A 12,988-nucleotide genomic window follows, 5' to 3' on the forward strand; every position below is an offset into this window, starting at 1 on the left:
ATGAAGTATTTCAAAGGAGCGCTTCTTTGCGCCTCAGCAATTGCGTTGAGTGGTGCAATGACGGCCCACGCTCAACAGGACGACAGCGAACGCAAACTCAGCACGGTGACGGTCACGGGGTCTCTTATTCAAGGGACCCCCGAAGATGCTGCTCTGCCGGTGGACGTTCTGACAGCAGATGACCTTCGCCTGCAGGGAAGCCCATCTGCCTTGGACATGATCAAATCCCTGCCTGTTTCGAGTGGTGTTCTGGGGGACACAAACCAGTTCGACGGGCGTGCGCAGGGATCGGAAGGTTCCGGCACAGTGAACCTGCGCGGCTTGGGCGCTTCGCGGACGCTTGTTCTCCTTGATGGGAAACGGCTGGCACCGAACCCCTTTGCCTTCGCAGGCAACGGCTCTGTTGACACGAACATCCTGCCGCTGGCCGCAATCGGCCGCATTGAAGTACTCAAGGATGGCGCCGCAGCCACCTACGGCTCCGATGCTGTAGCGGGCGTTGTGAACTTCATTACCCGGAATGATTTTGAAGGGTTCGAACTCAGCGGCGACTACAAATACGTTGATGGCTCGGACGGCGATTACAAGATCGCAGCAGTCGGAGGGTGGAATGTAGGGACAGCGAATTTCCTGCTTGCAGCAGGCTATCAGCATCGTTCTGAGCTGGCCGCAACAGAACGCGATTGGGCTGTGCGCGATTACCTTGATAACCCCCAAGGCGGCTGGTCGCTTGTAGGTAATCCGGGGGCTTTCCTTCCGGTTGCCTTCGTGGGCGGCGTGCCGACCCCTGTGCAGGGCGTAACGCGAGATCCCGCTTGTGGGAACTTTGCAGGCACGCCTCTTTTTTCCGGCGCCACACCGGTCTGTGGCTTCCAGTTCACGCCGTATGACAACATTACCGAGGAAGAAAAGAGATATCAGGTTTTCGGGAAGGCGAGTTTTGAGCTTACCGAAAAGCACAACCTGTCACTTCAGGCATTCTACTCGTCAACTGAAGTGCCGAAGATTGCCTTCTCGCCGTCGTTCCCACCTGTGGGTGGGGCCAGCTCTCCCACTGCGGATGCGTCGCTCATTCCGGGCCAGTTCTTTGTCCCGGTAACGAATCCAGGGTTTCAGACCCTGATTGCGCAGAACCCTGGTCTTGTTTCGCCAGCAGCTCAGGGTGCGTTCATGATCGCCACGCGCCCACTCGGCTATGGTGGCAATGCGCTCGCTGGGGGGCGTGGTTCCGAGCGGAGTATGCGAGAATATGAGCATTACCGCATATCGGCGGAGCTCAAGGGCGAGCTTACTGAATCGATCAACTACACCGCGTCGCTTACTACGGGCTCTCAGACCGGCCGCAGGACCAATGAAGATACCGTCGTCAACCGGTATGCCCTGGCGCTGCGCGGGCTGGGCGGGTTTGGCTGTAATGTTGCTGCCAACACGCCCGGACAGAATGGATGTCTCTGGTTCAATCCGTTCTCAAACGCTCTGCCTCAAAACATGGTTACCGGCGCCACAAACCCCAACTACAACTCGGCGGCCGGTAACTCACTGGACGTTCTGGATTTCATCCTGGAAGATTCCTTCACCGAGCAGGAAATCAAACTGACGGTCATTGAGGCTGTGCTGGATGGACAGCTCCCGATCACCCTCGGAAACGGGAATATCGGATGGGCTTTCGGTGGACAGTATCGCGAAGAGGAGTTTGATCGTCAGTATAATGACATCGCTAACCTCAACGTTACCCCCTGTATCGCAACTGTAACAACCGGCACGACCACCTGTGCCCAGCCGGTCGGCGCACTTGGATTCCTTGCTGGCTCCCGGCCTCTGAATGCTTCTCAGGATGTGGTCGCCCTGTTCGGCGAGCTCAGCCTGCCGTTCACGGAGAACTTCAATGCTCAGCTTGCGGCCCGGTATGAGGATTATGGTGGCGATATTGGTTCGACTTTCGACCCTAAGCTCTCTCTTCGGTGGCAGATAGCTGAACCCCTTGCTCTCAGGGCCTCCGTCGGCACTACTTTCCGGGGGCCCGCGCTGACGCAAGTGGCTACGGGTTCTGTGACGTCTCTGCAGAACGTGGGCGGGACCTTCCGCGCGGTAGATATTGCAGGCAATCCTGGCCTGAAGCCGGAAAGCGCGCTGACATACAATGTCGGCGGCATTCTCCGGACAGGAAACTTCAGGATGACCCTCGACTACTGGAATTTCGATTTTGACGATTCCGTTGTGACGGAGCCTGTTGCCAGCATGGTTAGCGCCATGTTCCCCAACGGCGCTGCTGGGGCAAATAATTGCGGCAATCCAACCTTCGCTGGACTTGAAGCGCGCTTCACGTTCACCGGTGCCTGCGCACTTGGTAACGTGTCGCGCCTTTCAACTCAGTACACGAACGGCCCAAACATCAAAACGTCTGGTATCGACCTCAGCGCAGACTACACGTTTGAGGATGTAGTTCGCGCCGGCCTGGACGTCGAGGTGGGCTTCGCCGGCTCTCACGTCCTTGAGTATGACGTCGGTGAAGTCTCGGTCGAGGGAATCGTGGTCGGTCAGCCTTTCTCGGCCGTCGGCTTCCTGAACTTCCAGACGATTGCCACCCCGCTGCCGGAGACCAAGTTCGAGGCCTACATCAACGGTTCTACGGACAATATCAACGCGCGTCTCACAGCCAGGTATATCGGAGAGTATCAGGATCAGCGAGCCGTGTTGTTCGACGTTCCGAATACGGCAACTGGAACATCGGTTCTAACGCCTCAGGGCAGAACGATCGATTCCTTTGTCAGCTACGACGCAACAGTTGTCTGGTCGCTTCCGTATGACACGACTGTGTCGTTCTCGGTCGAGAACATTCTGGACACAGATCCCCCGTTTGCCCGTCTCGAGCTGAACTACGATCCGTTCACGGGCGATGCTATCGGCCGGACGTTTAAAATCGGCTTCACCAAGCGTTTTGGCGCCGGTAGCTGATAGGTCTTAAACTTTTGAAATCAGGGCGGCCCTCGGTATCGGGGGCCGCTCTTTTTATGGGTGCACCAAAAGGAAAAGGGCGGCCCATGGGCCGCCCTTCCGTTTTGATCCTGGCCAGGTGGCCGGTGATTTTAGTAGACGTAGGTCAGTTCCAGACCGAGCAGGCGCCCTTTTTTCAGCGGCGAGAAGGTGCCGCCGGCCGGAAGCGCCGGATAGGAATAGTTCAGACCCGTCGAGTTGGGGCCGGGGAAGGGCAGCTGGGTGTCGTTGCCGAGCTGCACTTCGTCGAGCAGGTTCTTGCCATAGAGAGAGGCAGAGAGGCCCTGCACCGGCGTTTCCCAGGTCACGTTCACATCGACCATGTTTGCATCCTGGATCCAGCCGAAGTTGCTGTCCGTGTACGCAATACGGTCGCGGTACTGGTAGTTCGCGCGGGCAACGACCGCGCCGGAGGTGCCCAGATCAAACTCCTTCATGAGACCAACACCATAGGTGATCGGCGGCACGCGGGGCAGATCGAGGTTGACGTCTGCATCATTGATGACGCCGTCGCCATTCAGATCGAAGAAGACCCGGTCATAACCTGCATCCATGAAGCCGACATTGAACGATGCCAGCAGCGTGTCTGTAACGGCGACGCGGCCGTCAAACTCAAGACCGTAGATCGTAGCGTCTGCAGTATTGATGATGTTCTGGACAACGCCGGAAGCTCCAGCGGTGTTCACTTCACGCTGCATGTCGCCCACTTCGGTCATGAAGGCTGCGCCGTTGACCTGAATTCGGCCATCAGAGCTCTGTGCCTTGAAGCCGACTTCATAGGAGTCAACTTCTTCCTCGTCAAAACCGAGGCTGCCGGTTTGTGCGACAAACTGGTTGAAGATCGGGATATCGGTGATGCGGAAGTTGTAGCCGCCCGAACGGAAGCCTTTGGTATAGTGGCCATAAGTTTGGACGTTGTCGTTCCAGAAGTACTGCAGGCCAACTTTCGGCGTCCAGTTCTTCCACTCGTTCGAGTCGCGGAAGCCGTTGGGTTCCTGGACAGTGCCGCCCGAGATGAGCCCGATCAGAGCATTGTTCCCATCTGGTGAGCATGTGCCCTGGATCACGGAGCAGGGGTTGCGCGGACGGATGTAGATCACGTCACCAGCTTTTTCCTCAACCGAGTAGCGCACGCCAACGGTGGCAATCAGCTTGTCCGTGATCGAATAATCGATGTTCGCGAAGGCGCCCCACACGGTGTGATCGAGTTTGCCGCCGCCGTAGAAGCCCCACGGAATGGAAGCCGGAAGGGTTGCCGGGCGCGTGCTCGGAAGGTTGCGGATCTCTGTGTAGTCCAGAGTCTGCTCGAAGTAGTAGACGCCTGTCGTCAGGTCGAGCTTGTCGAACGTGCCGGCATAGCGCAGCTCGTTGGAGTACTGTTCCTGATTGAATTCGGCGTTGGAGTGGAACAGCGTGAAGGGCGTCGCGTCGATATCGCTGGAGGAGGTCGACTCATACTTGCGGTAGCCGAAGATGTTGGTGATCACGCCGTTGCCGAAGCCGACATCCAGATCGGTGCGCAGCGAGCCCTGAATGGTTTCGCTTTCGCCGAAGCCCGGATTGTTGATCGAGAAATCGAAATTGTCGCGGTCAAAATAGGCGTGGTTTTTGCCAGAAGGACCATCAGAGCGCGAGTCGGTGTATTCGAGTTTACCGAGAAAGGTCAGCGAATCGGTCGGCATGAACTCCAGCGCGCCGCGATAGGTCAGTGCACGCAGCTGGCCGTGGTTCTCGCCATTGTAGAGGTTCTTGAAGTAGCCGTCGTCATAATTGTAGGAGACGCCAAGCTTCCCGTTCAGGACGTTTTCGATCAGGGGGCCCGAAACAATAGCCTGAAGATTGCTGTTGGGGCCGCCGCGGCCGCTGTCGATGGGGCTTTCGATGCTGCTGCGGAGCTTCATCGAGAATTCGTCGGTCGGGTTCGCGGTATTGACGACGATTGCGCCGCCCGTGGTGTTGCGGCCAAAGAGAAGACCTTGCGGGCCACGCAGGACTTCGATGCTGTCCAGGTCGAACATGTCGACGACAACGCCGTTGTTGACGCCGAGATAGACGCCATCAATGAAAACGCCGACGGCCGGGTCGATCGAGGGGATGGAGGAGTTCACGCCGAGGCCGCGAATGGCGAAGTTGGCCGTGCCGCGCGCGGTGCCCACATCGTCGAGCGAGACGTTGGGTGCCGAATAGCTCAGGCTTTCGAGCGTCGTGACGTTGAGGGCGTCGAGGGTGTCAGCATTGAATGCCGTCATGGCAACTGCGACCGTCTGCACGTCTTCGACGTTTGCTTTCTTGGTGGCGGTCACGGTGACCGTGCCAAGCACGCGATCGATTGCGGATTCGCGCGCAGCTGTTTCTTCGGGAGTTTCCTGCGCATAGGCGGGGGCGAACAGGATGAGGGCTGCGGAAGCAGACGTCATCAGCATTTTGTTGAGCGTCATTTCTGGGAGTTTCCTCTAGTACTTATCGGTGCCAGCGGTGTCTGGCCCTTGCGCACTAAATAGACGGTTATCAAGCATTTGAAATATTTGCTGCGGTGCAATAATTGGCTTTAGAGTCCAAGTGTTGCCCGTGGGTCACGCAAAACAATAGTTCCATTTCGGAACTTATGTTGATTCTTAAATTGCACCCAGTGCTTCGCCCGTCACTTTCCCCACTTCGCGCGCCGCTGTTCTTGCTGTTGCAGAGATGTGAGTAAGGTTCAGAAATCCGTGTACCATTGAAGGATATTCCTTCTCGCTCACCTGGATGCCCATGGCGCGGAGCTTTGCGGCGTAGGCCAGACCTTCGTCATGCAGCGGATCCCATCCGCACACGATAATATGGGCAGGCGGAAGATTCCGGAGTTCTTCGGCAGGTGCAAACAAAGGTGATATTCGGGGGTCCATAAAGGTTTCCGGACTAGGCAAGTAATGTCCCCGGAAGAATTCGAACAATCCAACGGAAATGAAGAAGCCACTCTCCTGGGGCGACATCTTCTTGCTGCGAATGTCCGCAAACTGCAGAAGCGGGTAGAGAAGCAGCTGGAAGGCCGGCATGGGGCCGCCCTCGCGGTTCATCTGTTGGCAGATGAAGGCAGCGAGGTTCCCGCCGGCGCTATCGCCGGCAACGGCAATCCGGCGATGGTCGATGCCGATCTCCTCGCCGTGATGGCTGATCCACTGCCAAGCGGCGAGCGCGTCGTCATGCGCGCAGGGAAAACAGGTTTCCGGCGCGAGCCGGTAATCGATGGCCAGCACCCGGCACCGCGATCCCTCCGCCATCCGGCGGCAAATCATGTCATGACTTTCCAGGTCGCCCAATACAAAACCGCCGCCATGGAAAAACAGAATGCCTGGGCCAGGCGGAATGCCCGCGCCTAGCGGTACGTAGAGCCGCGCTTTGAGGGGGCCGGAGGGGCCAGGAACTGTGAGCAGCTTGACTTCGGCCAGTTCCGGCGCATCGGGCTCTCCGGAATAATCCATCCTGAAGAATTGCTGGCGAAGCCGCTCAATCGGCAGGCGCAGATCAGGTGGCTGCATCTCAGGGAGGTGCAACTTTTCTCTGAAATTCCGGAAGGCATCATCAAATGTCATGCGCCACACACCTGCTCGGCAATTCCGGCGATGTGATGGCGCATGCGCGATGAAACAAGGGGTAGGGCGTCCTGGTGGCCCTTATAGCTGGATGACCCCGGGGCCGGGTGGCTCTGCATAAAGCGCCTGAACCAAGGCTGCCCGGCGGGAGATCACGAGGCGCTGGTTTACATAGCCTTTGTCAGTGATTTCGCCCGCGTCGATGCTGGGCGGTTCGGTCATGACAAGCACCCGTTTGATCCGGCGGGAAGAGCCCGGTTCGCCTGCGTTGAAGGCTGCTGCCTTGCGGCCAAGGTCTGCCATCAGCGCCGCAAAGCCCTTGGCGGTGTCGCCTGACGCTTTGGCATATTGCTCCACTGTGACCGGAGAGGGCCAGACCAGCGCGGTGGCGTAATCCTTGTCCTGGCCGCAGATTACGGCGTCGAAGATGAGCGGAGAGCAGGCAGCAACGAAATCTGGCCGCAACGTTCCCACCGACACCCATGTGCCGGAAGACAGCTTGAAATCTTCGCCCACCCGGCCATCGAAGATGAGGCCTTGATTGGGATCGTTCTCATCAACGAACTTCACTGCATCTCCGAGGCAGTAGAAGCCTTCCTCATCAAAGACTTCGGCGTTCTTCTTCGGATCGTTGAGATAGCCCGGCATGACGCTCGGGCCTTTGACGCGTACTTCCAGCTTTTCACCATTGGGGACCAGCTTGAGGGTCGTGCCGGGAAGCGGAAGGCCAACCAGGCCAACCCGCTCAACTTCCCAGTGGACCACGGTGATGCCTTGCGTCTCGGTGGCGCCGTACATGGTGATGATGGGAATACGGCGGCCCGTCGCCTTGATCGAAAGCGCCTGAAGGCGATCATAGAGGTCGTCTGAAAGCGTGGCGCCACCATAGCCGATAGAGCGCATGTTCTTGAAGAAGGCCTTCAGGAGGCCTTCGTCCTGCTCCATCGCCTCTGCGAGCATAGCCAGCGCGATTGGCGCGGTCCCGAAGGTCGACGGGCTGCACTCGTGGATGTTGCGGAGGGTTTCATGGAAAAGGGCCGGGGTGGGCTTGCCGCCATCAATCCAGAAGGTGGCTCCATTCCAGAGGGCGCCGTTGAAATTCACATTCGATCCCGAAATGTGGTTCCAGGGCAGCCAGTCGAGCACATTGGCGACCTTGTCCGGATCATAGTCGGGGTCGCGCGCATCATCCCGCAAGCCTTCCTGGCCGGCGATCATGGAGCACATGGAGCCTTGCGTTTGCGGAACGGGTTTGGGGAGGCCTGTGGAGCCTGATGTGAAAAGATACTTCGCGACCGTATCGTCGCCGAGCGTCGCCATAGCGTCTGCGACAGCGGGGGTCGGTACGGTTGCGACAAGATCGTCAAACCGGCGCACGGAATTGTCCCCGCCAGGGTCGGCGCTGACAATAGTGCAGTTCTCAGCGCCGAGCGCGGCAATGCCTTTCTGGAAGGGGGCCAGCTGCTCGGCAAAGATTATGGCGGGCTTCACCGTGTTGTAGCAATGCTTCAGCTTGTCGAAATCATTGGACATGGTCGAGTAGGGAACGGAGATGGGGGCGGCAGGCGCGCCAATCTTCTGGGCCGCCAGAATGATCAGGGCGGCGCGGATGGAGTTGCCCGAAAGGATCATCACGGGCGCGTCCGGGCCAGCGCCCAGATCAAGGAAAGCCTGGGCCAGGGAATCTGTCAGCCGCTTTGCTTCGCCGTAGGTGATCTCGATCCATTGATCCGTATTCGGATCACGCTCCTTGATGAAGACCCTCTCAGGATGCAGCGCCGCGCGTTCGTCCAGCGCGTGCGGGATAGTGGCGGGGCGAGCGCCCGGTGCCTGCCGGGACCTGATATAGATGGCGCCGCCCTTGCGGGTCATTTCGACATCAGGTGTCTTTTGCGGCAGGGGGCGAAACGGGGGAAGGGATTGACCCTCGGCCATGGGAGTTCCTCCGGAAGTATGAATTATCTTTCCGGAGGATAACTTGCCTGTGAGCGCGCGCAACAGGTGACGCCGCGCCAAGAGCCGGTCAGCTGACGCCGTCTTCGGCTTTCACCGCGCTCACCGCATGGTCGAGCGCTTTCTGCATCAGGGCTTCATCCAGTGCTTCAGCCATAACGCGAATAAGCGGCTCGGTTCCGGATTTGCGCACAACCATCCGACCACGGTCGGCGAGCATATCATCCGCCTCTGCCAGCGCGGCCTTGACCCTATCACTTTCGAGAGGGTTCGCGCCGGAATAGCGTATGTTAACGAGCTTTTGTGGCGCGGGCTTGAAGACGCGCAGCATGTCTGATGCCTTGCCACCGCGGGCGGCGAGCACTGACAGGACCTGAAGTCCTGCCAGAAGGCCATCTCCTGTCGTGGAGACGTCCGACAATATGATGTGCCCGGACTGTTCGCCCCCGAGATTAAATCCGTGTGCGCGCATATGCTCGCCCACGTATCGATCGCCGACCTTTGTTCGGGCGAGGGTCAAGCCCTCGGCTTTCAGAAATTCCGACAGCCCCATATTTGACATGACGGTCGCGACCATGCCGCCGCCCTTGAGGCGGCCGGTGCGGTGCATCTCTCCGGCAATGAGACCCATTACCTGATCCCCATCCGCTTCCATGCCTGTCTCATCTATCACGATCAGCCGGTCCGCGTCGCCGTCCAGGGCGATGCCGATATCCGCGCCGGTTTCCAGAACGGCTGCTTTCAGAGCGCCCGTTGCCGTCGAGCCGACGCCGGCATTGATATTCACACCATCGGGCGCGTTGCCGATGACCGTAAGCTGCGCGCCAAGTTCTCTCAGCGCTGCTGGCGCGGTCTCGAAACCTGCTCCGTGCGCGCAATCGAGCACGACCTTCAGTTTTGAAAAGTCTCGCGCCCCGGTCAACGTGTCGAGGCAGCGCCGGACATATCGGGCTGGGGCGCCCGCAAGCTCGCGGGGGAGGGCGATTTCTGCGGGGGCAGCGTAGTCTCCCTCGAGCGCCGCGCTCATGCTGGCCTCCAGTGCCTCCTCAACGGTATCGTCAAACTTCACACCATCGGGACTGAAGAGCTTGAGGCCATTGTCTTCGAACTTGTTATGGCTCGCCGAGACCATTACGCCGAGGGCGGCCCCGGTTTCGCGGGCCATCAACGCGACGGCGGGCGTCGGCACTACGCCCAGGCGCACGGGGGTTATGCCCATGGAGGCAAAACCGGCGATCAGGGCTGCTTCTATCATTTCGCCGGACCGGCGCGTATCGCGGCCGATCACCACTTCGCGCCCGCCTTGCGGCGCGAAGGTCCGCGCAGCCGCTATGGAGAGGCGCAGCGCCGTTTCGGCGGTCATCGGCTTCTTGTTGATGCGGCCGCGGATGCCGTCCGTTCCAAAATACTGGCGTGCCATGCTTTCCTCCGAGGACGGCCGTTCAGCGCGGCGTCACATCTCCAAAGACGACAAAACTGGGATTATCGTATCCGCGTTCTCTTTTGCCATAAAGAAGGGGTTCGCCGGTGATCGTCAGGACGCGCCCTCCGGCAGCTTCCACAACGGCCTGGCCCGCGGCTGTATCCCACTCCATCGTGCGACCAAGACGCGGGTACACGTCCGCTTCCCCTGCCGCCACGAGACAGAATTTCAGAGCAGATCCAGCACCCTTGATTTCAGCAATCGGATACCGGGAGAGCCACTCATCCGTATCGGGACTGCGATGGGATTTCGAAGCAACCGCAGTCAGACCAGCCGCGGGGGCGGGCCGGATTCTCAGCGGTGCACGTTTGGTGGGAACCGGGCCGTCGGGGGCGGCTTTTGCCTGCCAGGCGTGCGTGGGGCTTTCTGCCACGAACAGACGGTGCTGCGCGGGAACGTAGACAACTCCCATGACCGGGCGGCCATGTTCGATAATGGCAATGTTCACGGTGAACTCGCCGTTCTTGGCGACGAACTCCTTGGTGCCATCCAGCGGGTCGACGAGCGCAAAGCGGGCGCCATGTTCCGGGATATGGCCTCCTGCGACGGATTCCTCGGCAATGACCTGCAGGCTGGGGTCTGCTTCAGCGAGGCCCTTCAGGATGACCGCTTCAGCGAGACCATCGGCTTCTGTCAGGACCGAATGGTCATCCTTGTGGCTGACGCTGAAATCCGTGCGGTAGACCCGCATGATCTCTTTTCCAGCGGCGAGAGCGATGGCGGCGAGAGTGGTGGCGTTGAGAGACATCTGTGAGCTGACGGCCTTCAACGCATCACGTCAAGCAGTTCGACTTCGAACTGCAGGGCCGTGTTGGGCGGGATCGGGCCGCCTGGCGTGCCCTGTTCGCCATAGCCAAGCTCGGAGGGAATGTAGAGCATCCAATGGTCGCCGGGTTTCATCATGGCGAGGGCCTCGACCCAGCCGCTGATCAGCTGATTGGAGGGGAACACTTCCGGATCGCCGCGCTGGTAGGAACTGTCGAACAGCTCGCCTGTGTCCGCCAGGCGGCCTTCATAGTGCACGACAACGAGTTGCCCGCCGACGGGCGGCTGGCCTGCGGCATCTCCGCTTTTCAGAATGATGTATTGCAGTCCGCTATCAGTCTTCTGGACTTCGAGAAGCTCGGGATTCCAAGGATAGTATTTTGCCCAGGCGGCCGCGTCCGATTTCTTGGGTTCCACGATGCCGAGAAGCGACACGTAGAAGACAAGATCGTCTCCAGCCTTGATGACATTCCCGCGCGCCTGCTGGCCGTAGGCGAAGCGATTGGGAATGTAGAAGACAAACTCGTCGCCTTCGCTCATCTCCTGAAGGCCGATGGTCCAGCCGGGGATGACCTGGTCCAGGCGGAATTCGGCGGGTGAGCCCCGATCCAGGGAGGAATCGAATTTTTCCCCGGTCGGCAGGCGGCCATCATAATGCACGCTGACCCGGTCAGACGAGACCGGCTTCTTGCCGTCCTTGGGGCCTTCTTTCACGACAATATACTGGACACCGCTTTCCGTCGTCACGATCCCTTTGGCGTCAGGGTTCCAGGGAAGGTATTTATCGACAGGAGATGTCATAGCGGATTCCTCGGCAGCGCCTTGGGTTTGCGGGGCGCAAGCGGCCAGCGAAACGCTGAGAGCTGCGGCGATAAATAAGGCGCGGAACATGGCGCTAGCCTCCTGAAAGGGCTGAATTGTCGGGTGCTCTCTAGGCTGGTTTCCCGGGTTAGTCACGTGTCCCGGAGGGGTACCCTAAATGGCGCGGGGCGGGTATCCCGCCTGCGCCAGGGCGTCGATGACTTCCTGCGTGTGCTGGCTGTCCCGCGTTTCCATCAGGATGTCGAACTCGGCGCCTTTGGCCGGCACATCCAGTGCAATCCGGTTATGCGCCACTTCCATGATGTTTGCGCCCTGATCCCCGATGATCTTGGACACCAATGCCAGAAGGCCGGGCCGGTCATCCCCCACGATGCGGATGCGGGCCAGGCGGTTCTCGCGAACGAGCGCGCGCGTCAGGACGGAAGCGAGAAGGCGCGTGTCGATATTGCCGCCACAGAGCACCAACCCCACGTTCCGCCCGTAAAAGCGGGAAGGGTGAGCGAGCAGAGCGGCCAGGCCTGCGGCGCCAGCTCCCTCGGCAATGGTTTTCTCGACTTCCACGAAGAGGGTGATGGCCCGCTCCAGATGTTCTTCCTCCACAAGAACAATGTCATCGACAAGTTCCTGGGCGATCAGGCGGGTCAGCTGACCCACTTCCTTGACCGCAATGCCCTCGGCGATCGTGGCCCCGCCCATTTTGGGCGACTTGCCGCGCAGCGCCGCATGCATGCAGGGATACATCGCTGCTTCCACGCCAATGATCTTGATATCAGGCTTCAGGGCTTTTGCGGCAACAGCGATGCCGCTGATCAGGCCGCCCCCGCCGATCGGAACCACGAGCGTATCGAGGTACGGATTGTCCGCCAGCATTTCCACCGCGATTGTGCCCTGGCCGGCAATGATGTCCGCATCATCAAAGGGGTGGATGAAGGTCAGGCCTTCTTTCTCGCCCAGCTTCAGGGCGTATTCCTTGGCCTCGTCAAAGATCATGCCCTCCAGCACCACGCGGGCGCCATGGTCACGGGTATGCTCCACCTTGTTGAAGGGGGTGGTCTCGGCCATCACGATGGTGGCTGGAATGCCGAGGCGGCGCGCGTGATAGGCAACGCCCTGGGCATGGTTACCGGCTGATGCGGCAATGACGCCGGCTTTCTTTTCCTTATCGGAAAGTTTCACCAGCTTGTTCAGGGCGCCACGTTCCTTGAAGGCGGCGGTGAACTGGCGGTTTTCGAGTTTGACCCAGACCTGTGCGCCGGTGATCGCCGAGAGCGTTTTCGAATGCGCGAGTTCTGTCCGCTCAATCTGCCCTTCAAGCACTTTGGCAGCGGCCTGTATGTCGGCCAGGGTAACGGGCAGGGGAGAGGTCAGGGTATCGGGCATGATAAAGGGTTCCGGCAAA

8 protein-coding genes are annotated in these 12,988 nt (G+C 59.5%); 1 reads left to right on the forward strand and 7 read right to left on the reverse strand.

Annotated features, from left to right (window positions below; genetic code table 11):
* Positions 1-2,955: a TonB-dependent receptor plug domain-containing protein gene (locus HPO_RS10000; RefSeq protein ID WP_035597869.1), complete on the forward strand. Its 2,955-nt coding sequence runs from the start codon at positions 1-3 to the stop codon at positions 2,953-2,955.
* A gap of 131 nt (positions 2,956-3,086) precedes the next feature.
* On the opposite strand, the gene HPO_RS10005 is transcribed toward HPO_RS10000, so the two are convergent.
* From HPO_RS10005 to HPO_RS10035, 7 genes are all read right to left on the reverse strand, one after another.
* Positions 3,087-5,432 carry a TonB-dependent receptor gene (locus HPO_RS10005; RefSeq protein ID WP_035597870.1) on the reverse strand — a complete coding sequence of 782 codons (2,346 nt, stop codon included), beginning with the start codon at positions 5,430-5,432 and terminating at the stop codon, positions 3,087-3,089.
* 177 nt (positions 5,433-5,609) lie between these two features.
* Positions 5,610-6,566, reverse strand: a complete 957-nt coding sequence (locus tag HPO_RS10010) for an alpha/beta hydrolase (RefSeq protein ID WP_035597872.1) — start codon at positions 6,564-6,566, stop codon at positions 5,610-5,612.
* Positions 6,567-6,647: 81 nt separating this feature from the next.
* Entirely contained in the window at positions 6,648-8,501 is a 1,854-nt protein-coding gene (locus HPO_RS10015) for an AMP-binding protein (RefSeq protein WP_035597876.1), read from the reverse strand.
* Positions 8,502-8,589: 88 nt separating this feature from the next.
* Positions 8,590-9,939, reverse strand: a complete 1,350-nt coding sequence (gene glmM, locus HPO_RS10020; protein WP_035597879.1) for a phosphoglucosamine mutase — start codon at positions 9,937-9,939, stop codon at positions 8,590-8,592.
* Between the two features lie 22 nt (positions 9,940-9,961).
* On the reverse strand, positions 9,962-10,750 hold the full coding sequence (gene cysQ / locus HPO_RS10025; protein ID WP_035597883.1) for a 3'(2'),5'-bisphosphate nucleotidase CysQ: 789 nt from the start codon (positions 10,748-10,750) through the stop codon (positions 9,962-9,964).
* A 17-nt stretch (positions 10,751-10,767) separates the two neighbouring features.
* On the reverse strand, positions 10,768-11,568 hold the full coding sequence (locus HPO_RS10030; RefSeq protein WP_241767895.1) for an FKBP-type peptidyl-prolyl cis-trans isomerase: 801 nt from the start codon (positions 11,566-11,568) through the stop codon (positions 10,768-10,770).
* A 174-nt stretch (positions 11,569-11,742) separates the two neighbouring features.
* Entirely contained in the window at positions 11,743-12,969 is a 1,227-nt protein-coding gene (locus HPO_RS10035) for a threonine ammonia-lyase (protein WP_114106711.1), read from the reverse strand.
* Between the last annotated feature and the right edge of the window lie 19 nt (positions 12,970-12,988).

The sequence above is a fragment of the Hyphomonas polymorpha PS728 genome, from assembly GCF_000685315.1.
Taxonomy (GTDB): domain Bacteria; phylum Pseudomonadota; class Alphaproteobacteria; order Caulobacterales; family Hyphomonadaceae; genus Hyphomonas; species Hyphomonas polymorpha.